This is a genomic window from Pseudomonas sp. JV241A, assembly GCF_900275665.1.
In the GTDB taxonomy this organism is placed as follows: Bacteria; Pseudomonadota; Gammaproteobacteria; order Pseudomonadales; family Pseudomonadaceae; genus Aquipseudomonas; species Aquipseudomonas wadenswilerensis.
The window spans coordinates 370,120-389,906 of sequence record NZ_OPYO01000037.1 but is presented as its reverse complement, the minus strand read 5'-3'; the positions used below and the strand labels follow the sequence as shown (position 1 = coordinate 389,906).

At 61.7% G+C, this 19,787-nt stretch carries 17 protein-coding genes; 8 read left to right on the top strand and 9 right to left on the bottom strand.

Annotated features, from left to right (window positions below):
• Window positions 1-4: 4 nt before the first annotated feature.
• Window positions 5-1,444: a cardiolipin synthase gene (gene cls, locus JV241A_RS26610; protein WP_115084605.1), complete on the bottom strand. Its 1,440-nt coding sequence runs from the start codon at window positions 1,442-1,444 to the stop codon at window positions 5-7.
• Between the two features lie 127 nt (window positions 1,445-1,571).
• Between cls and JV241A_RS26605 the strand changes: the two genes are divergently transcribed.
• A complete protein-coding gene (locus tag JV241A_RS26605; protein WP_115084606.1) occupies window positions 1,572-2,099 on the top strand; it encodes a DUF3617 domain-containing protein in 528 nt (175 codons plus the stop codon).
• Window positions 2,100-2,105: 6 nt separating this feature from the next.
• On the opposite strand, the gene folE2 is transcribed toward JV241A_RS26605, so the two are convergent.
• Together folE2 and JV241A_RS26595 are read right to left on the bottom strand one after the other, a co-directional pair.
• Entirely contained in the window at window positions 2,106-2,993 is an 888-nt protein-coding gene (gene folE2, locus JV241A_RS26600) for a GTP cyclohydrolase FolE2 (RefSeq protein ID WP_115084607.1), read from the bottom strand.
• A 24-nt stretch (window positions 2,994-3,017) separates the two neighbouring features.
• A complete protein-coding gene (locus JV241A_RS26595; RefSeq protein ID WP_134065244.1) occupies window positions 3,018-3,404 on the bottom strand; it encodes a glutamine synthetase in 387 nt (128 codons plus the stop codon).
• Window positions 3,405-3,523: 119 nt separating this feature from the next.
• Here JV241A_RS26595 and zigA point away from each other — a divergent pair, with 119 nt between their 5' ends.
• Genes zigA through JV241A_RS26580 form a run of 3 tightly spaced genes read left to right on the top strand, consistent with a single transcriptional unit; the run spans window position 3,524 to window position 6,354 of the window.
• Window positions 3,524-4,732, top strand: coding sequence for a zinc metallochaperone GTPase ZigA (gene zigA / locus JV241A_RS26590; protein ID WP_115084609.1), 1,209 nt, complete (start codon window positions 3,524-3,526; stop codon window positions 4,730-4,732).
• Complete coding sequence (locus JV241A_RS26585) at window positions 4,732-5,340, top strand: DUF1826 domain-containing protein (protein WP_115084610.1); 609 nt, start codon at window positions 4,732-4,734, stop codon at window positions 5,338-5,340. The genes zigA and JV241A_RS26585 overlap by 1 nt, the downstream gene beginning before the upstream one ends.
• 42 nt (window positions 5,341-5,382) lie before the next feature.
• Window positions 5,383-6,354: a CobW-like GTP-binding protein gene (locus tag JV241A_RS26580; protein WP_134065242.1), complete on the top strand. Its 972-nt coding sequence runs from the start codon at window positions 5,383-5,385 to the stop codon at window positions 6,352-6,354.
• Here JV241A_RS26580 and JV241A_RS26575 read toward each other — a convergent pair.
• Complete coding sequence (locus JV241A_RS26575) at window positions 6,351-6,743, bottom strand: DUF3301 domain-containing protein (RefSeq protein WP_010222780.1); 393 nt, start codon at window positions 6,741-6,743, stop codon at window positions 6,351-6,353. The genes JV241A_RS26580 and JV241A_RS26575 overlap by 4 nt on opposite strands.
• A 118-nt stretch (window positions 6,744-6,861) precedes the next feature.
• Here JV241A_RS26575 and pdxY point away from each other — a divergent pair, with 118 nt between their 5' ends.
• Window positions 6,862-7,734 carry a pyridoxal kinase PdxY gene (gene pdxY / locus JV241A_RS26570; protein ID WP_134065240.1) on the top strand — a complete coding sequence of 291 codons (873 nt, stop codon included), beginning with the start codon at window positions 6,862-6,864 and terminating at the stop codon, window positions 7,732-7,734.
• Here pdxY and JV241A_RS26565 read toward each other — a convergent pair.
• Entirely contained in the window at window positions 7,731-8,216 is a 486-nt protein-coding gene (locus tag JV241A_RS26565) for an acyl-CoA thioesterase (RefSeq protein WP_010222782.1), read from the bottom strand. The two genes, pdxY and JV241A_RS26565, sit on opposite strands and share 4 nt — an antisense overlap.
• A 324-nt stretch (window positions 8,217-8,540) precedes the next feature.
• Here JV241A_RS26565 and JV241A_RS26560 point away from each other — a divergent pair, with 324 nt between their 5' ends.
• Window positions 8,541-10,301 (top strand): cation:proton antiporter, encoded by a 1,761-nt coding sequence (locus tag JV241A_RS26560; protein ID WP_115084613.1) that lies wholly within the window; start codon window positions 8,541-8,543, stop codon window positions 10,299-10,301.
• 134 nt (window positions 10,302-10,435) lie between these two features.
• Here JV241A_RS26560 and JV241A_RS26555 read toward each other — a convergent pair whose 3' ends face one another.
• The 3 genes from JV241A_RS26555 to uvrD all read right to left on the bottom strand — a co-directional run bounded on the left by JV241A_RS26555 (window position 10,436) and on the right by uvrD (window position 14,173).
• Window positions 10,436-10,843, bottom strand: a complete 408-nt coding sequence (locus JV241A_RS26555) for an SMI1/KNR4 family protein (protein ID WP_115084614.1) — start codon at window positions 10,841-10,843, stop codon at window positions 10,436-10,438.
• A 112-nt stretch (window positions 10,844-10,955) separates the two neighbouring features.
• Window positions 10,956-11,810, bottom strand: coding sequence for a TIM44-like domain-containing protein (locus JV241A_RS26550; RefSeq protein WP_115084615.1), 855 nt, complete (start codon window positions 11,808-11,810; stop codon window positions 10,956-10,958).
• A gap of 179 nt (window positions 11,811-11,989) precedes the next feature.
• Window positions 11,990-14,173, bottom strand: a complete 2,184-nt coding sequence (gene uvrD / locus JV241A_RS26545; protein WP_115084616.1) for a DNA helicase II — start codon at window positions 14,171-14,173, stop codon at window positions 11,990-11,992.
• 223 nt (window positions 14,174-14,396) lie between these two features.
• Between uvrD and JV241A_RS26540 the strand changes: the two genes are divergently transcribed.
• Window positions 14,397-17,267, top strand: a complete 2,871-nt coding sequence (locus JV241A_RS26540; RefSeq protein ID WP_115084617.1) for an EAL domain-containing protein — start codon at window positions 14,397-14,399, stop codon at window positions 17,265-17,267.
• Here JV241A_RS26540 and zwf read toward each other — a convergent pair.
• Window positions 17,264-18,706: a glucose-6-phosphate dehydrogenase gene (gene zwf, locus JV241A_RS26535; protein WP_115084618.1), complete on the bottom strand. Its 1,443-nt coding sequence runs from the start codon at window positions 18,704-18,706 to the stop codon at window positions 17,264-17,266. The genes JV241A_RS26540 and zwf overlap by 4 nt on opposite strands.
• Before the next feature lie 104 nt (window positions 18,707-18,810).
• Here zwf and hexR point away from each other — a divergent pair, with 104 nt between their 5' ends.
• On the top strand, window positions 18,811-19,677 hold the full coding sequence (hexR, locus tag JV241A_RS26530; RefSeq protein ID WP_010222789.1) for a transcriptional regulator HexR: 867 nt from the start codon (window positions 18,811-18,813) through the stop codon (window positions 19,675-19,677).
• Window positions 19,678-19,787: the final 110 nt, after the last annotated feature.

Below are 19,787 nucleotides of genomic sequence, written 5' to 3'. Positions count from 1 at the left end.
CGCCTTACAAGATCGGTGAGATCAACCTGGCGATACGCATCCCCAGTTGTTGCAGGCGGTGCGTGTCGCGAGTGTCTTCGGCGGTGATCTCCCGGGCTCGATCGAAGTCATGGGCGAGCATGGCTTCGACCTGGTCGGCGAACTCGCGGTCCACCGTCAGCAGCATGATTTCGAAGTTGAGGCGGAACGAGCGGTTGTCGAGGTTGGCGCTGCCGATGGCGCTGATCTCGCTATCGACCAGCACCACCTTCTGATGCAGGAACCCCGGCTCATAGCGAAACATACGCACCCCGGCGCGCACCGCCTCGAAGGCGAACAGGCTGGAGGCGGCGTAGACGATGCGGTGGTCCGGTCGCGAAGGAATCAGGATGCGCACATCCACACCGCGCAATACCGCCAGGCGCAAGGCAGCGAACACGGCCTCGTCGGGGATGAAGTAGGGGCTGGTGATCCACAGCCGTTCGCGCGCCGCGTGTATGGCCTCGACGAAGAACAGTGAGCAGGTCTCCTGTGGGTCGGCCGGACCGCTGGCCAACACCTGGCAGAGCACACCGTCTTCCGGGTAGGTATCCGGCAGAATCAGTGGCGGTAGGTTTCGCGACGCCCAGAACCAGTCTTCGGCGAACGACTCCTGCAGGCAGGCCAGCACCGGCCCGCTGACCTGTACGTGAGTATCACGCCAGGGCGACAGCTTGGGGTTGCCGCCGAGGTACTCATCGCCAACGTTATGCCCGCCAAGAAACCCCTGCAGGCCATCGACCACGACGATCTTGCGGTGGTTGCGGAAGTTGACCTGGAAGCGGTTGAACCAGCCGCGGCGGGTAGCGAAGGCGCGGATGTTCACGCCGCCGTCACGCAGCTTCTGGCTGTAGGCGGAAGGCAGGGCGTGGCTGCCGACGCGGTCATAGAGCACGTAGACCTTCACGCCTTCGGCGGCTTTTTCTAGCAACAGGGTTTGCAACTGCCGCCCGAGGGTATCGTCGTGAATGATGAAGAACTGCACCAGCACCGTATCGCGAGCGCCAGCAATGGCGCGCAAGATCGCATCGAAGGTGGCCTTGCCGTCGACCAGCAAGCGCACCTGGTTATTGGCCAGGCACGGCATGCGCCCGAGCTTGGGCATCGCCCGCAGTGCGCCATAGGATTCCGAGTTGCGCGCGGCCAAGGCTTCCTCGACCCAGGGTCGCCAGTTCAGGTCGGCCATGGCCACGTGCATTTCGCGGTTGGCCTGGCGCCGGGCCTGGATGTAGGCGTCGAAGGTTCGGCTGCCGAATACCAGATAGGGAATGAGGGTGAAGTAGGGAATGAACAGCAGCGATAACGCCCAGGCAATAGCCCCCTGAGCCGTGCGCACGGTGAACACTGCGTGCAAGGCGGCGATTGCGCCAAGCAGGTGAATCACGCCAATGAGGTAACCGAAGAAGTAGGGGCTGTGGTAATCCATACGCATCCTGCTGTCCGAAGGCTCTGCCCCTAACAGAGCATGTTCATGGCAGCACTTGCAACCGAAAGCACAAATTGACGTCTAAGCTGTGTTCCAGCTTGGGGCTGGAGTTTCGAGGAGTCATTACATGAAGAATCGTCTGCCGCTGCTGGCACTGGTGCTGGGCCTGGCAAGCCCGTTGGTGCATGCGCAGGTGCTGCAACCTGGCCTGTGGGAGCTGACCACCAGCAACATGCAGGTCGATGGCAAGCCGTTGCCGGACATGGGCTTCATGCTCGGCCAACTGAAGAACCTGCCGCCTGAACAACGGGCGATGATCGAGGGTGGCCTGGCCAAGCAAGGGATCAGCGTGGCCGGTCAGGGCGTACGTTCCTGTCTGACGCCTGAGCAGGTGAAAACCAATGACATCCCGCTGCAGGATCCCAAGTCCGGCTGTACTCAAAAAATCACCGAGCGCAACGGCAATGTCTGGAAGTTCACCTTCAGCTGCCCGAAAGCCCAGGGCAATGGTGAGGCTCAGTTCCTCAGCGACCGCGAGTTCTTGACCAAGGTCAACGGCACCTTCAATGCCTCCGGCGTGCAACAGCAAGGCAGCATGAACACCCGTGCGGTGTGGCTGGGTAATGATTGCGGTACGGTCAAACCGCGAACCTGAAGCGCCTCACCACCGCCATTGGCTGTGAGCGACTGCGTCGTGGGCGTGCAGGCTTTCGGCATGTTCCACGCGCAGGTTGAAGCCGCCGAGCCAGGGCAGGGTTTTCAAGGCCACGTGCAGTCGCCGGGCGGCATCCTCACAGAACATAAGATTCTGTCCATTAGCCAAGGCAAAGGCCTGTTCATCGGCGCGCTTTACCGCAGTTTGTACCGCAGTGCCCAAGGCATTTTCGGCCTGGTTGATCAACGCTTCTAGCGGCAGTTCGTTAATCCCTTGCCTCAAACGAACCTGCAGCTTCGCCACACTGCGTTGGCTGTGAGGGGTAGCGACGATACCTTCGGCACTGCCCAGCCAACTCAAGACAGCTTCATGGCTCAAGCTGCGATTGCCAAAGTCGGTGAGGAACTGCTGCTGAATCAACTGTCGAGCCAAGGCAGCGGAGCAGGGACAGGTGGAGGAATACTCCACATCGACAAATAGTTCCACGTGGAACACTCCGTCTTTTATCTGCGCATCCAGGGTAACCGGATAGGCTTTCCAGCCCGCCAACGGGCTGATCAGGGCAGGTCGTTTGAGCATCAGTTCGAAACGAAGGGTCAAGAACGCGCTGGCGGAAAGCCCGATATGACTATCGAGAAACCGCTCCAGAACTCCGTTCACTAACGCAGGGCTCAACGCTTGTTGTTCTAGAGCTTCCAGCGCCAGGTACAAGCGTGACATGTGAATGCCCCGAGAGGCGCCATCATCAAGGCTGACACCCGCGTCGGCACTTGCTGGCAAATTCTGCCCATTGATCCGTAGGGGCAGGGCAATACCACTCATGCCCACCCAATCCAGTGGCAACTGGCTGTTAGTGGCTTGGGCAGCAATGTCAGGAAGGGTGAAAGCGCTCATCAGTGGTTCACTTTTCAAGGAAGACTATTGGCAGCCGCTCAGGCGATTGCAGCGCAGATTGAAACGCTGCCCGGTGGAACTGGACACGCTGTTCAAGGTGGTCCAACCCACGCGCCGGCTGTAACCGACCCAGGTTTCACCGTTGCTCGCCACGCCTGTGTAAAAGGTCAGCTGGCCATAACGGCTGTTGGTTTGTGCCCATAGCCTGCGACCTTCTATTTCAAAGCCGCGCAGGTAGGTAGTGCTGCCCTGGGTTTGCACGCTGTAGTAATTGCCTTGGGCATCGCTGCAGGCAAGCAGTGTTGCGCTGCGGGTACAGAGCGCCAGGCCGTTGCTGAGGGGCGCGGTGTTCGCGCTGGCGAACTCGCACAGCAGCAATGCGGCGAAGGCAAACAAGCAACGCGATTTCATCTTTCAGGTCGGCCTTTGGTCATGTTCTGAGCGAAGTGGGTTGGCGAGATTGTATTGTTATAATATAACATTGCGCAATGCATCGTTCGAATGCACTCGCCCTGATGAGGATAGCCCCCATGCCCAACCGTCTTCCCGTCACCGTGCTCTCCGGCTTTTTGGGTGCCGGCAAAAGCACGCTGCTCAATCACGTGCTGAAAAACCGCGACAACCTGCGGGTCGCGGTGATCGTCAACGACATGAGTGAAATCAACATCGATGCCAGTGAGGTCCAGCGCAACGTCAGCCTCAACCGCGCCGAAGAGAAGCTGGTGGAGATGAGCAACGGTTGCATCTGCTGCACCCTGCGTGAAGACCTGCTCGAAGAGGTCGCCCGCCTGGCCCGTGAGGGGCGTTTCGATTACCTGTTGATTGAGTCCACCGGCATCTCCGAGCCGTTGCCGGTAGCCGAGACCTTCACCTTTCGTGATGAGCAAGGCCGCAGTCTGGCCGACCAGGCACGCCTGGACACCATGGTCACCGTGGTCGATGGTTTGAACTTCCTGCGTGATTATCAGGCAGCCGAAAGCCTGGCCAGCCGTGGCGAAACCCTTGGTGAAGAAGATGAGCGCTCGATCAGTGACCTGCTGATCGAACAGGTGGAATTTGCCGACGTGATTCTGCTGAGCAAGATCGACCTGATCAGCAGCGCCGAGCGCGAAGAGCTCAGTGCCATTCTGCGCAGTCTCAACGCCCAGGCGCAGATTGTGCCGATGGTCATGGGCCAGGTGCCGTTGCAACAGATCCTCAACACCGGTCTGTTCGACTTCGAGCGCGCCGCCCAGGCGCCCGGCTGGCTGCAGGAACTGCGCGGGGAGCATGTGCCGGAAACCGAGGAGTACGGCATTGCCGCCACTACCTGGCAAGCGCGCCGGCCGCTGCATCCGCAGCGCTTTTTCGACTTTATCCACAAGCCCTGGGACAACGGCCGGCTGCTGCGCTCCAAGGGCTTCTTCTGGCTGGCCAGCAAGCACCAGGACGCCGGGAGCTGGTCGCAAGCGGGCGGTATGATGCGCCATGGTTTTGCCGGGCGCTGGTGGCGTTTTGTTCCACGCGAGCATTGGCCGCAGGATGAGCAGAGTACTGCAGCCATCCTCAAGAACTGGAATGCCGAATGCGGCGATTGCCGCCAGGAGCTGGTGTTCATTGGGCAGAACATCGACTTCGCCCGGCTGGATGCCGAGCTCTCGGCCTGCCTGCTCAGCGATGCAGAAATGGCCGCAGGCGTGCACAGCTGGCGGCAGTTGTCCGACCCGTTTGGCCCCTGGTTCGACGAGGAAGCGGCGTGATGCGCCAGGCATTCGGCGAAACCCCTCAGGTACTCACCGAGGCGTTGCAGGATGGCGTGAACCTCGCGGTGTGGCAGCGGCGTCTGCCGGTGCAGATCGAGGACTTTGCCCGGTTGCTGTTGTCGCTGAACCAACCGCTCGGTGAAAGCCGGGTCATCGTACTGGATGAGCAGCAACAGCTGCCGGACCTCAGTGGCTTGCTGGGCGGTTATGCCGACCTGGAGGGCCACGTGGCGTTTCTGACCGATGTTGCCTGGCTGGTAGCCGCCTACGCTTGCCTGCTTGATGCCCGGCGTGTCGGACTGCGGTTACAGGCGCTGAGCAACGCCATGTGCCCGCGGTTTCATGTCGATCATGTCCCCCTGCGTTTGCTGAGCACCTACGCCGGCCCGGGCAGTGAATGGCTGGAAGAAGGCGCAGTCGACCGATCGCAGCTCGCCCGGGAACAACCGGATGCCAATGCCGTCCGCCAGTTGGCCGTGGGCGAGGTGGCTTTGCTCAAGGGCGAGAAATGGCTCGGCAATCAGGGCGCCGGGCTGGTCCATCGTTCGCCGATGCTGGTGAACGGCGAACGTCGTCTGATCCTCAGCCTTGACTGGATGGCCTGAAATAGCGGCATAGTGGTGAAAATTTCAGGCACTCTCCGTCCCATGTTGCAGAACATTCCTACCCACGTGATTGCCGGCCCGCTCGGTGCCGGCAAGACCAGCCTGATTCGTCAGTTGCTGGCGCAGCGGCCCGCCGATGAGCGCTGGGCTGTGCTGATCAACGAGTTTGGCCAGATCGGCCTGGATGCGGCGCTGCTGGCTACCGATGACGATGGGATTGCCCTGGGTGAAGTGGCCGGCGGTTGCCTGTGCTGCGTCAACGGCATGCCGTTCCAGGTCGGCCTGGGTCGGTTGCTGCGCAAGGCCAGGCCGCATCGGGTGTTTATCGAGCCGTCCGGATTAGGCCATCCGTTGCAGTTGCTTGAGCAGCTGCGTTTGCCGCCTTGGCAGGGGGTGTTGGCGGTACAACCGGCAGTGCTGGTGCTGGATGCCGAGCAACTGGCTGCAGGTTTTGCCCTGCCTGAAGCACAACAATCCACCCTGGCGAGCGCCGGGTTGCTGGTGCTGAACAAATCCGCCGGGTTGGAGACACAACAGCGCTTGTGGATAACTTCTCAGCTACCTGCTGCCCGTCTGTTCTGGACCGATTTTGGCCAGATACCCTTGTCCGAAGTGCCTGTGGAAAGCGCTACAGCGCCATTTTCCGGCGCTGTGGATAAGCTGGCGGCGGTCAATGTTTCCGGGGTTGTCAGCAGCCTGTGGACAAATCCGCAGGAGCCTATTTGCAGTATTCAGCAGGCCGCGGAGGGTTGGAGCATAGGTTGGCGATGGCACCCGAGTCAGGTGTTTGATCGTGGCCGCGTGGAGCTTTTTCTGAAGGGCTTGGACTGGCGCCGCGCCAAGGCAGTTATCCACAGCCTGGACGGCTGGCAGTCGATCAACGCCTTGGCAGGGCAGCCTTCGTTGCTGTGGAGCAGCAGTGAATGGCGCCGCGACTCGCGCCTGGAGCTGATCTTCGTCGAGCCGCAAGACCCTGAACGACTAAAGCAAGCCATGCTGGCCTGCCGCGCCTAGTTGCGCCAGCGGTTATGATCCTGACGCCACTGGTTCATCTCGACGACATTGTCGTGGTGTTGAGGCGTCTTGATCTCGAACGGGTAGGGCGCCAGTTCGATCTGCATGGTGTGGGCGCCGAACTGGGTAACGGTACCGGGGTGGCGCTGTTCGCCGGTCACGGTGAATTCGAAGTTGTACACGCGGGCCAGGCGCTTGCGGCCGTTGGCGTCGCGCACGAAACCGATGCGCTTGAGCGCGACATTGCCATCGAGCAGTTCCAGGTCAAGCTTGGCGCAGTGCTGCTTGACCCGCTCCAGGGCCTTTTCACGCAAGCCGTGGTTATGCCACAACCAGGCGCCTGCCGTGGCCAGCAGCATCAGCACGAAGAGATTTCCCAGGGTCAACATTTACATATGCTCCAACGAGGTATGCCCAGCTTAACTGCCTCCCCGGTCTGTCGTACAGGTGGCATTTAGCGCCATACTGCGCGCCTTGTTTTTCATTCCTACGCTTCGGAAGACCTGCATGAAACGTACACCGCATCTGCTCGCCATCCAGTCCCACGTGGTATTCGGCCATGCCGGCAACAGCGCTGCGGTGTTTCCCATGCAGCGGGTCGGGGTGAAGGTCTGGCCGCTCAATACCGTGCAGTTCTCCAACCATACTCAGTATGGCCAGTGGACCGGAGAAGTGCTTGCTCCAGCGCAAATACCTGCACTGGTAGAGGGGATTGCGACGATCGGTGAGCTGGGCAATTGCGATGCAGTGTTGTCCGGCTACCTGGGCAGTGCCGAGCAGGGGCGGGCGATCCTCAGCGGCGTGGCCCGGATCAAGGCCGCCAACCCGCGCGCCTTGTACCTGTGCGACCCGGTGATGGGCCATCCGGAGAAGGGCTGTATCGTCCCGGCCGAGGTCAGCGAGTTTCTGGTTGAAGAAGCGCTGACCAGCGCAGATGTACTGTGCCCGAACCAGCTGGAGCTGGACAGCTTCTGCGGGCGCCGTGCCGAGTCGCTGCAAGACTGTGTCGACATGGCCCGCAGCCTGCTGGCGCGGGGCCCGAAGGCGATCCTGGTCAAGCACCTGGCTTATCCTGGGCGTGGTGCCGAAGACTTTGAAATGCTGCTGGTGACTGCCGAAGGCAGCTGGCATATCCGCCGCCCGCTGCTGGCGTTTGCCCGCCAGCCGGTAGGCGTTGGCGACCTGACTTCAGGCTTGTTCCTGGCGCGCTTGCTGTTGGGCGAGGATTGGGTGGCGGCTTTTGAGTTCACCGCCGCCGCGGTGCACGAAGTGCTGCTGGAAACCCAGGCCTGCGCCAGCTACGAGCTGGAGCTGGTGCGTGCCCAGGACCGCATCGTGCACCCGCGGCTGCGCTTTGCAGCGCAGCCTCTGGCCTTTTAGAGGGCGTCGCCCTTGAGCTCCTGATAGCGTTTTTCCAACTCCTGACGGATCAGCCGGCGCTGTTTGCCCTGCAGGAAACGGCGCTTTTCCTCGCTGGTTTCAGGCTGGCGCGGCGGCACCGCTACCGGCTTGCGGTCATCGTCGACGGCGACCATGGTGAAGAAGCAGCTATTGCTGTGGCGCACCGAACGTTCGCGAATGTTTTCGGTGACCACCTTGATGCCGACTTCCATCGAGGTGTTGCCGGTGTAGTTGACCGAGGCGAGGAAGGTCACCAGCTCGCCGACATGCACCGGTTCGCGAAAGACCACCTGGTCGACCGACAGGGTCACCACATAACGGCCGGCATAGCGGCTGGCGCAGGCATAGGCCACTTCATCGAGGTATTTGAGCAGGGTGCCGCCGTGGACGTTGCCAGAAAAGTTGGCCATGTCCGGGGTCATCAGGACGGTCATCGACAGCTGGGCGTTTCCAGGTTCCATAGTGTGCTCACGGTAAGGTTGCGCTGAGGCGGGGTGGCGATTGCTATTCACGCTTCTTTCCCCCAATACGATTCCCATCTACGTAGACGGGACGCTGACAGCGGCCTTGCCGTCACGCTGTTTGTGCCATTTGCAGCGATGCTTTGGTCGATCTGTTTCTTCATATTGCACCGGCTATTTGCGACAAGCGGCGGTGTTAACCTGAGGAGGCCCATGCAACGTGGGCTTCCTACATTTAAAACGCTATGTACCCGCAACTCAATCAGACAATTCATCGGGTGAGTTGCGGCTTGTCTCTGGATACCAGGTAAGGAGTCCCACGCCGTGCATGCCATCAGCTTTATTCAGGATTTGGCAGTGATCATGCTGGTTGCCGGGGTGGTCACTATCCTGTTCCACCGCTTCAAGCAGCCCGTAGTGCTTGGCTACATTGTTGCCGGCTTTATCATCGGCCCGCACACCCCGCCGTTTGGCCTGATTCACGACGAAGACACGATCAAGACCCTGGCCGAGCTCGGGGTGATCTTCCTGATGTTCTGCCTGGGGCTGGAGTTCAGCCTGCGCAAGTTGTTCAAAGTCGGGGCCACGGCGTTCATCGCCGCGTTCCTGGAAATCGTGCTGATGATCTGGATCGGCTTCGAAATCGGCCGCTGGTTCGGCTGGAACACCATGGATTCGCTGTTCCTCGGCGCCATCCTGGCAATCTCCTCGACCACCATCATCGTCAAGGCGCTCAATGACCTGAAGATGAAGAACGAGCGCTTTGCCCAGCTGATCTTTGGCGTGCTGATCGTCGAGGACATCCTTGGCATCGGCATCATCGCCTTGCTCTCGGGCATCGCCGTCAGTGGTACGGTGAGCTCCGGCGAAGTGTTCTCCACAGTCGGCAAGCTGTCGCTGTTCATGATCGTCGCCCTGGTCATCGGCATTTTGCTGGTGCCGCGCCTGTTGGCTTACGTGGCCCGTTTCGAAAGCAACGAGATGCTGCTGATCACCGTCCTGGGCCTGTGTTTTGGCTTCTGCCTGCTGGTGGTCAAGCTTGAATACAGTATGGTCCTGGGCGCCTTCCTGATCGGTGCGATCATGGCCGAGTCGCGTCAGTTGCTGAAGATCGAGCGGCTGATCGAGCCGGTTCGCGACCTGTTCAGTGCCATCTTCTTCGTCGCCATCGGCTTGCTGATCGACCCTTCGATCCTGGTCGAGTACGCCTGGCCGATCGTGGTCATCACCATCGCCGTGGTGCTGGGCAAGATGCTGTCCTGCGGCATGGGCGCCTTTATCGCCGGTAACGACGGACGTACCTCGCTACGGGTAGGGATGGGGCTTTCACAGATTGGCGAATTCTCTTTCATCATCGCCGCACTGGGCATGACCCTGCAGGTCACCAGCGACTTCTTGTACCCGGTGGCGGTAGCCGTTTCGGCTATCACCACACTGCTCACGCCTTACCTGATTCGTGCTGCCGACCCACTGTCGTTGAAGCTGGCCAAGGTTGTGCCGGGGCGCCTGTCGCGGGTGTTGTCGCTGTATGGCGAGTGGTTGCGCAGCATCCAGCCCCATGGCGAAGGGGCATTGCTGGCGTCGATGATCCGACGGATTCTGCTGCAGGTGGGGGTAAACCTGGCGCTGGTGGTGGCGATCTTCTTCAGCGGTGGCTATTTTGCCGCGCGCATTGGTGACTACCTGAGCGAATGGGTCAGTGATGTTGGCCAGCAGAAGGCCTTGATCTGGGGCGCGGCGCTGATGCTGTCGCTGCCATTCCTGATCGCCGCGTATCGCAAGCTCAAGGCGCTGTCGATGCTGCTGGCGGAGATGGGGGTCAAGCCGGAGATGGCCGGACGGCACACCCAGCGGGTTCGACGGGTGATTGCCGAGGTGATCCCACTGCTGTCGCTGCTGGTGATTTTCCTGCTGCTGTCGGCGCTGTCGGCCAGCATTCTGCCTACCAGCGAGCTGCTGTTACTGATCGTGGTGGTCGCGGCGGTGGTGGTTGCAGTGCTGTGGCGCTGGTTCATCCGCGTGCACACACGCATGCAGATCGCCTTGCTGGAGACCCTGGAAAACAACCAGGAGAACCACCACTAAGAGGCGCTTCCTGCGCGGGGCGGTTCGAATGTCCGAGGGGATGGAGCGGTAGCGAAGCGCCACGCGCAGGAAGGCGTGGCGATTCTACGAACATTAATAGCCAAGAGCCATTATTTTATGCGGTTATTTCTCATTCAGCTTTCCAGCCAGACGTCCCGCGCCCAGTGCCAGACCGATTCCCAGCTGTCTTCGGTAACGATTTCTTCTTCACCGGACCACAGCACCACGGTGCCGTCTTCTTCGACGCAGTAGTAGTCGTCGCCATCCTGGCAGATCGGGATCAGGTCGCGCGGCACGCCGGCATCCCAGGCATTGGCTGCCACGTCCGGCAAGTAGGTATGCGACTGCGAGTCGGTGACGGTGACCGGCTCCAGGCTACCGTAGACCACGTCGCTGACCGTCAGCAGGAATTCCTTGAAGACGAACGGAATGTTGATGAACAACTCTTCTTCGATTTCGACCAGTTGGTCTTCGTCCGGCAACTCCAGCGGCACCGGTACCGGTTCATTGGCTTCTCGGAGCTGTTCGATGACTTCTTCCACGGTTCTATCCTCTAACCTTTACGACACGCTGCGCGTTATACCCTAGTAGCCCGCTGCGCTAAAAGCAAAACCCCGGGACAAGCCCGGGGTTTTTTTGTGCAATGCCTCAAGATCAGCCGTTCTGACGGATCCCGGCGACCAGCCAAGGCTGGTTTTCGCCCGGCGCGCGTTCCATGTTCCAGCTTTCGCTGAACACTTCGCCCTGGTCGAAGCGCGAGGTCTTCGACACACCGCTGAAGGTCAGGGTGGCGATGGTCTTGTCGGCACGGTCGTCGACACCTTCGAGCTGCACGTTCAGGTCGTCGATGTAGGTGGACTGGAATGCATCACCCAGGTCAGCACGCTCTTGCTTGAGGAACTGCAGCATCTGCGGCGTGACGAACTCGGCGATCTTGTCCATTTCGTTGGCGTCCCAGTGCTGCTGCAGCGACTGGAAGTGGTTGCGGGCAGCCGCGAGGAAGCTCTGCTCGTTGAACCAGGCCGGGGCGTTGATCACCGGGCGGGCAGCGGCGGCAGGCGCAGCGGAACCACCGAAGATCGACGGCTGGGCAGGCTGCTGGTGCACTTCACGCTGGAATGGCGCGTGGCCGGCGGCGGCCATTTGTGGCTGCTGCTTGCGACGACGGGCGGCGATGAAGCGGAACACCAGGAAGGCGATCAGCGCCATGATCAGGATGTCGAAGATCTGCATGCCCTGGAAGCCGTCGCCCATGAACATGGAGGCCAGCAGGCCACCGGCGGCGAGACCGGCCAGTGGGCCGAGCCAGCGCGAAGCACCGCTGGCAGCGGCAGGTGCGCGACCTGGCGCGGTTGGCGAGGCAGCCGGAGTAGCCGGGGCCGCCTGACGGGTCTGGTGGGTCGGCGCGGCGCCCGAGCTCTTGCCGCCGCCGAAGCGTTTGGCGTTGGCGTCGAGACTCATCGTCAGGCCGATGCACAGCGCCAAAGCGATGCTAAGAAAACGTTGCATAGAAGGGTATTCCCGTTTTGTGGATTGCACGCGCGTCATGGTGCACAGGTTGTAGGACACATGACCAGCGCCATAATGTTTCCAGCTTTTGCCTGAATTGTCTGTATACGCTGTAGGAGCGGGCTTGCCCCGCGATTTGCGGTTTGCAAGTCACATTGCATCACGGGACAAGCCCGCTCCTACAGGGCCTCAAGCTTGGCGTAACCGAGCATCAGCCATTTGCTGCCCTCGGCGAAGTTGACCTGGACCCGGGCCTGGGCGCCGGAACCCTCGAAGTTGAGGATCACGCCTTCGCCGAATACCGCGTGCTGCACCCGCTGGCCCAGATTGAAGGCGGTCTGCGGGATGTTGGCGTTGGCAAACAGGCTGCTCGAGTTCTGCTGCTGGCCCGAGCCGAACGGACGGCTGACGCTGTTGGACAAGCGTACTTCCTGAACCAGGCCGGTCGGAATCTCGCGTACGAAGCGCGAGACCTTGTTGTAGGTCTCGCTGCCATACAACCTGCGGGTTTCGGCGTAGGTCATCACCAACTGCTGCATGGCGCGGGTGATGCCGACGTAGGCCAGGCGGCGCTCTTCTTCCAAGCGGCCGGGTTCTTCCAGGCTCATCTTGTGCGGGAACAGGCCTTCTTCCATGCCGACCAGGAACACATGGGGGAATTCCAGGCCCTTGGCGCTGTGCAGGGTCATCAGCTGGATGCTGTCTTCGTGCTCGTCGGCCTGGGCGTCGCCGGCTTCCAGCGAGGCGTGGCCGAGGAACGCCGCCAATGGCGAAAGCTCGGCGTCTTCTTCGCTGTTTTCGAAGTTGCGCGCGGCGCTGACCAGTTCCTCAAGGTTTTCTACCCGGGCCTGGCCTTTTTCGCCTTTTTCTTCCTGGTGATAGACGATCAGCCCGGACTGCTCGATAACCGTCTGGGTCATCAGGTGCAGGGGCATCTCCAGGACCTTGGCAGCAAGGTTTTCGATCATTTCCATGAACGCGCCCAGGGCACTGGCAGCGCGGCCTTTGAGCGCCTTGTTGGCGATCAGCAGGCTCATCGATTCCCACATCGAGACCTGGGCGTGGCGCGCGTGCTCGCGAATCGCTTCGACGGTTTTCTCGCCGATGCCACGCGGTGGCACGTTGATTACCCGCTCAAGGGCGGCGTCGTTGCCGCGGCCTTCGAGCAGGCGCAGGTAGGCCATGGCGTTCTTGATCTCGGCGCGCTCGAAGAAGCGCTGGCCACCATAGATGCGGTAAGGAATGCGTTCGCGCAGCAGCGCTTCTTCAAGCACCCGCGACTGGGCGTTGGAGCGATAAAGGATGGCGATATCGTTGCGGGCCAGGCCGGTCTTGAGCGCGCTTTCGATGCTCTCGACCACGTAGCGGGCTTCGTCGTGTTCGTTGAAGGCGGCGTACAGGCTCAGCGGCTCGCCATCGCCACCGTCGGTCCACAGCTCTTTGCCCAAACGCCCGCTGTTGTTGGCAATCAGGGCGTTGGCCGCCTTGAGGATGCCGGCGGTGGAGCGGTAGTTCTGCTCCAGGCGGATCAACTCGGCGTCGGGGAAGTCGGCCGTGTACTGGTGGATGTTCTCGATCTTGGCGCCGCGCCAGCCGTAAATCGACTGGTCGTCGTCGCCGACCACCATCAGGCTGTCGCCACCCTTGGCCAGCAGTCGCAGCCAGGCGTACTGCACGGCGTTGGTATCCTGGAACTCGTCGACCAGCACATGGCGGAAGCGCCGCTGGTAGTGTTCGAGCAGGCCGGGGTGGTCACGCCACAGGTCCAGGGCGCGCAGCAGCAGCTCGGAGAAGTCGATGACGCCGGCGCGCTGGCAAGCTGCCTCGTAGGCTTCATAGATGCTGCGCATGGTGCCCAGGAACAGGTCACCACTGGCCTGGATATGTTGCGGGCGCAGGCCTTCGTCTTTCTGGCCGTTGATGAACCATTGCGCCTGGCGCGCCGGCCAGCGCTGTTCATCCAGGCCCAGCTCGCGGATTACCCGCTTGACCAGGCGCTGCTGGTCGTCGCTGTCGAGGATCTGGAAGTTCTGGTTCAGCCCCGCCTCTTGCCAGTGCGCGCGCAACAGGCGGTGCGCCAGGCCGTGGAAGGTGCCTACCCACATGCCGGCCGGGTTGATGCCCATCAGCTGTTCGATACGCTGGCGCATCTCGGCAGCGGCCTTGTTGGTGAAGGTCACCGACAGGATCGAGTGCGGCGAGGCCTGCACGACCTGGATCAACCAGGCGATGCGGTGCACCAGCACACGGGTCTTGCCGGAGCCGGCACCGGCCAGGACCAACTGACGACCGACCGGCGCAGCTACAGCCTGGCGTTGGGCGTCGTTGAGAGAGTTCAACAGGAGAGAGAGATCATCGCGCATCCGGCCATTTTAGGGGCGCAGACGACCCTTGGGCAAATATACAGTAGAAAAACTTGCCACTGACGACCGGCCGGTCACCGGCTGCAGCCCAAGGCCTGCGCGCTTGAGCGCCTGCCGTCGGGAAATGCGATGAAATAATTATGATCCAGAGCAGTTTGGCCCGGGGGCTTGCTTGTGTATGCTCCGTGCACGTTTAAGGCTAACCATTACAAGAACACTGCCTATGACACTCGGTTCCGACTCCATGAGCGCCCCTTCCGAAGCGCGCCGGAGTATTCGCAAACACTTCGCAACCCAACTGGCTGTCGAGCGCACCCGCCTGCTATACCAGGGCTCGTTGCTGCCGACCCTGTTCATGCTGCTCAATGGTCTGGTCTGTGCCTGGTTGCTCTGGAGCCCGGCGCGCTACCTTTTGGTCAGCGTGTGGATCGTCTGGCTGATGGCCCTGGTGGCGTTGCGGGTGATTCAGGTCGCCGCCTTCGATGCCGCCATGCCCGATCGTCAGGCCCAGCCCAGCTGGTGGCGAATGTTCCTGCTCGGTTCGGCTTTCAGCGGCCTGACCCTGGCCAGCGCGGCAATAGCCCTGGTGCCTGTGGATAACTTCGTGCAGCAGGCCTGGGTGTTTGGCCTGCTGGGGGCGGCGACGCTATCGGCCAGCGTTGCCTATGCCGTCAGCCTGCCGGCCTTCCTCAGTTTTACCTTGCCCTGCCTGCTGCCGCCGATTGCCTTCCTGTTCTGGAATGGCGATGAACAGCAGCGCGGCTGGGGCTGGCTTGGGCTGATTCTATTGATCGCCTTGTCAGTGGTGGCCTGGCAGGTCAACCGGCTGATCGAGCGTGGGCTGTTGCGGCGCTTTCAGAATCAGGAACTGATCGAGCACCTGCAAGCTGCGCAAAGCCGCAGCGAACGACTTAACCAGGCATTGGCCGGGGAGGTCGAGCAGCGTCGGTTGATCGAGGAACAACTGCGCGAGGCGCAAGTGGGACTTGAGTCGCGCGTCGCCCAGCGCAGCCAGGAGCTCGATGTTGCCAACCAGGCGCTGAGCAAGAGCGAACAGCGCCTGGCCCTGGCCCTGGAGGCCAGCGAACTGGGGCTGTGGGACTGGAACCTGGAAACCGACGAGATCCACCATACCCAATTGCGTGAATTGTTCGGCCTGGAGCCTGAACAGGTCCAGGAAATGCTCGCGCACCTCAAGCCACGGCTGCATCCCGATGACGTGCCGCTGCTCAAGCGCACCCTGGTCGAACACCTCAAGGGTCGCAGCGAGGATTACCGCATCGACTACCGGGTGCGTCACCGCCAGGGCCACTGGTGCTGGATCGAAGACCGTGGTCGGGCGGTGGAGCGCGATGCCAGCGGGCGGGTGTTGCGTATGCTCGGTACCCGCCGCGATATCAGCGCGCAAAAAGCCCAGGAAGAACAACAGCGCCTGGCCGCCACCGTATTCGAAGCGGCCAGCGAAGGCATCGTGATTCTCGATCCTGACTATGTGTTGCTGGCGGTCAATCAGGCCTTTTGCCGGGTTACCGGCTACAACCGTGAAGAACTGCTCCAGGGCCGTTTGCTGGAGCTGCCGTGCAGCCGGGATGCACGCCGGCATTCCCAGGCCATCGAACTGGCGCTGGAGCAGCAGGGCAGCTGGCAGGGTGAGCTGGTCGAGGCGCGCAAGAACGGTGAGCTTTATCCACAGTGGCTGCAGCTTAACGGCGTGCGCGATGCCCGCGGCAACCTGACCAGCATCGTCGGCTTCTTTACCGACCTGTCGGCGCGCCGCGAGTCCGAGGAGCGCCTGCGTTACCTGGCCCACTATGACGAGCTGACGGGCCTCGCCAACCGCGCCTTGTTCCGCCTGCGCCTGCATGAGGCCGGTGAGCGCCTGCGTCAGAGCGGGCGCGGGCTGGCGCTGCTGCACATCGACCTGGACCGCTTCAAGCTGCTCAATGACAGCCTTGGCCATGAAGTTGCCGACCATTTGCTCAAGCAGATGGCCCAGCGCATCAGCAATGCCATGCCCGAGGCCGACACGGTGGCGCGGCTTTCCGGCGACGAGTTTGCCGTGCTGTTCGATGCCTATAGCAACCTGTCGAGCCTGGTGCGGGTCGCCAGCCGCCTGCTCGACAAATTGCGTGTGCCGCTGCGGGTCGATGGCCACGAGCTGGTGATCAGCGCTTCGGTGGGCATCAGCCTGCTGGCCGACACCTCGCGGGATGTCACGGTGTTGGTCAGCCAGGCCAATACCGCCATGCAACACGCCAAGCACCTGGGGGGCGATAACTTCCAGTTCTACACCGAGAGCCTGCAGGCCAGCACCCTGCAGCGCCTGCAGTTGGAGAACCACCTGCGCAAGGCCATCGAAGAGCGCCAATTGCAGGTGTACTACCAACCCAAGTTGTGTCTGGCCACTGGCCGTCTGCATGCAGCCGAGGCGCTGGTGCGCTGGCAGCATCCGCAGTGGGGCATGGTGCCGCCGTCGGACTTCATCGGCCTGGCCGAAGAAACCGGGCTGATTGCGCCGATGGGCGAGTTCGTCTTGCGTCAGGCTTGCTGGCAGGCCTGCGAGTGGCAGCGCATGGGCCTGGAGCCGATCCGCGTGTCGGTGAACCTGTCGGTCTATCAGTTGCGTCAGGGCAAGCTGGTCAGCCTGGTGCGCCAGGTGCTGGAGGAAAGCGGCCTGGCCCCGCACCTGCTGGAACTGGAGCTGACCGAGAGCCAGTTGCTCGACAGCGTCGAGCACATCATCGCCACCTTCCGCCAGTTACACGAACTGGGGGTAAAGCTGGCGATCGACGACTTCGGCACCGGCTATTCATCGCTCAGCTACCTCAAGCGCTTCCCGGTGGATTACGTGAAAATCGATCAGGCCTTTATCCGTGGCCTGAGCGAGGGTAGCGAAGACGCGGCCATTACCCGGGCAATCATCGCCATGGCCCAGAGCCTGGACCTGCAGGTGGTGGCCGAGGGCGTCGAGACCCATGAACAGCTGGATTTCCTGCGCAAGCAAGGCTGCAATGAAGTGCAGGGCTATCTGATCAGCCGACCGGTACCGGCGCAGGAGCTGGCCGGGTTACTGGCCAGCCGCTACAGCTTTTAAAGGTGCCAGGCGCGGCCCTGGTGCGCCAGCAGGCTGTGCGCCTGGTCCGGGCCGTTGCTGCCGGCATGGTAGGGGCGTGGGGCCTGGAAGTGCTCCTGCCAGCCAGTGAGGATCGGGTCGATCCAGGCCCAGGCCGCCTCGACCTCGTCACGGCGCATGAACAGCGTCGAGTCGCCTTCGAGCACATCCAGCAACAGCCGCTCATAGGCGTCCCAGCGACGGGTCTGGCCGAACACCTGGGCCAGGTTGAGGTTCAGTTCCACCGGCTCCAGGCGCATGCCCTTGCCGGGGGTCTTGGTCATCATCTGCAGGCTGATGCGCTCATCGGGTTGTAGTTGAATCAGCAGTTGGTTGGCCTGATCACCTTCGAACAGGCGATGGGGCACCGGCTTGAACTGGATGACGATCTGCGACGAACGCTTGGCCAGGCGCTTGCCGGTACGCAAGTAGAAGGGCACGCCGGCCCAGCGCCAGTTGTTGATATGCGCTTCTACGGCGACGAAGGTCTCGGTATCGCTGTCGTTGTCGACATCTTTCTCGAAGTAGTAGGCCGGAACTTCCTGGCCGCCGATCTTGCCGGCGCTGTACTGGCCGCGCACGGTCTTGTCCTGCACATCCTGGCCAGTGATCGGTTGCAGGGCCTTGAGGATCTTCACCTTCTCGTCGCGTACCGCTTCGGCCTCGAACTGTGCCGGTGGCTCCATGGCCACCAGGCAGAGCAGCTGCAGCAAGTGATTCTGCAGCATGTCGCGAGTGGCGCCGGCGCGATCGTAGTAGGCGCCGCGGTTCTCTACACCGAGGGTTTCACAGACGCTGATCTGCACATGATCGACCTGGTTGTTGCGCCACACGGGCTCGAGCAGGGCATTGGCGAAGCGCAGGGCCATGAGGTTCTGCACGGTTTCCTTGCCCAGGTAGTGATCGATACGAAACACCTGCGACTCGGCGAAAACGGCGCCGAAGGCCTCGTTGATTGCCGTCGCCGACTCCAGCGAGTGGCCGATCGGTTTTTCCAGCACGATGCGCGCATCGTGATCGGCCAAGCCTGCGACTTTGAGGTGGTTGGCAATTGGCACGAACAGGTTGGGTGCGGTGGCCAGGTAGTAGATCCGGGTCAGGCCGCCGGCCTCACCCAGAAACCGTGCCAGACGGACAAAATCGGCGCTTTGCGAGGCGTCCATGGGGAAGTAGTCGAGGCGGGCAGAGAAGCGCGCCCAGACATCTTCATCGAAGTCGGCACGGGCGATCTGCGCCCGGCAACGGCGTTCGGCGAGCTTGAGGAATTCATTGCGTGGCAGATTGCTGCGGGCCAGGGCGATGATGCGCACGGCGGGGTGTAGGCGAGCCTCGCGATACAGGTGGTAGAGCGCCGGAAGCAGTTTGTGCAGGGCCAGGTCACCGGTGCCGCCGAACACCATGATGTCGCAAGGGATAGTCAATACCACCACTCTCCTAGTTCGTTTAGCTGGGCGGGTCGCCGGTCATGTAGTATAACTACAAGAAAGCTACAACCCGGTCAGTCGATCATAACCGAGTCCTGCCCTTGAATCTGTTGCAACACATCGCCCAGTCGCGCCATCTGCTACGCAAATCGGAACTCAAGGTTGCCGATCACGTGCTGCTTGATCCTGCGGCCGTCATGCATAGCTCCATGGCCGACCTTGCCCACAGCGTCGGCATCAGCGAGCCGACCATCGTGCGTTTTTGCCGTGCGATCGGTTGTTCCGGCTTCCAGGACCTCAAGCTCAAGCTGGCCCAGAGCCTGGCGGCGGGCGCGAGTTTCGGCCAGTTCGCCATTCATGAGGACGACTCGGTTGCCGACTACAGCCTGAAGATCTTCGACACCACCCTGCATACCCTGATGGAAGTGCGCGAGCACCTCGATCCACAGGCCTTGCAGCGTGCGGTGACCGCCATGGCCCAGGCCCAGCGCGTCGAGTTCTACGGTTTTGGTGCCTCTGGCGCGGTAGCGGCCGATGCCCAGCACAAGTTCTTCCGCCTGCTGCTGACGGCGGCGGCGTATTCCGACCCGCATATGCAGGCAATGTCGGCGGTTACTCTCAAGCCTGGCGATGTGGCCATCTGCATTTCCCAGTCGGGGCGCTCCAAGGACCTGCTGATCACCGCCAACCTGGTGCGTGAAAGCGGCGCCACGCTGATTACCCTGTGCCCGAGCCAGACGCCATTGGCGGAGCTGTCGACCGTCAACCTGGCCATCGACGTGCACGAAGACACCGAGATCTACACCCCGCTGACCTCGCGCATTGCCCACCTGGTGGTGATCGACGTGCTGGCCATGGGCGTGGCCATGGCCCGCGGGCCGAGCCTGGTCAACCACCTCAAGAGCGTCAAGCGCAGCTTGCGCAGCCTGCGTTTGTCGCCCAAGTCGATCAAGGCGATGGACGACTGATACATCCTCTAGGAGCGGGCTTGCCCCGCGAATTGCGGGGCAAGCCCGCTCCTAGAGGTTCATTGATTTGTCATTGGCCCGCCGCCAAACCGTAATGCCACGACGTCAGG

Excerpts from the sequence above, each read along its gene's own strand:
- cls (WP_115084605.1), bottom strand. The coding sequence starts at position 1,444 with ATGGATTACCACAGCCCCTACTTCTTCGGTTACCTCATTGGCGTGATT.
- JV241A_RS26585 (WP_115084610.1), top strand. The coding sequence starts at position 4,732 with ATGCGCCAGGCATTCGGCGAAACCCCTCAGGTACTCACCGAGGCGTTG.
- uvrD (WP_115084616.1), bottom strand. The coding sequence starts at position 14,173 with ATGCGCGATGATCTCTCTCTCCTGTTGAACTCTCTCAACGACGCCCAA.
- JV241A_RS26580 (WP_134065242.1), top strand. The coding sequence starts at position 5,383 with ATGTTGCAGAACATTCCTACCCACGTGATTGCCGGCCCGCTCGGTGCC.
- folE2 (WP_115084607.1), bottom strand. The coding sequence starts at position 2,993 with ATGAGCGCTTTCACCCTTCCTGACATTGCTGCCCAAGCCACTAACAGC.
- JV241A_RS26550 (WP_115084615.1), bottom strand. The coding sequence starts at position 11,810 with ATGCAACGTTTTCTTAGCATCGCTTTGGCGCTGTGCATCGGCCTGACG.
- pdxY (WP_134065240.1), top strand. The coding sequence starts at position 6,862 with ATGAAACGTACACCGCATCTGCTCGCCATCCAGTCCCACGTGGTATTC.
- JV241A_RS26605 (WP_115084606.1), top strand. The coding sequence starts at position 1,572 with ATGAAGAATCGTCTGCCGCTGCTGGCACTGGTGCTGGGCCTGGCAAGC.
- JV241A_RS26595 (WP_134065244.1), bottom strand. The coding sequence starts at position 3,404 with ATGAAATCGCGTTGCTTGTTTGCCTTCGCCGCATTGCTGCTGTGCGAG.
- JV241A_RS26565 (WP_010222782.1), bottom strand. The coding sequence starts at position 8,216 with ATGGAACCTGGAAACGCCCAGCTGTCGATGACCGTCCTGATGACCCCG.
- zigA (WP_115084609.1), top strand. The coding sequence starts at position 3,524 with ATGCCCAACCGTCTTCCCGTCACCGTGCTCTCCGGCTTTTTGGGTGCC.
- JV241A_RS26540 (WP_115084617.1), top strand. The coding sequence starts at position 14,397 with ATGACACTCGGTTCCGACTCCATGAGCGCCCCTTCCGAAGCGCGCCGG.
- JV241A_RS26575 (WP_010222780.1), bottom strand. The coding sequence starts at position 6,743 with ATGTTGACCCTGGGAAATCTCTTCGTGCTGATGCTGCTGGCCACGGCA.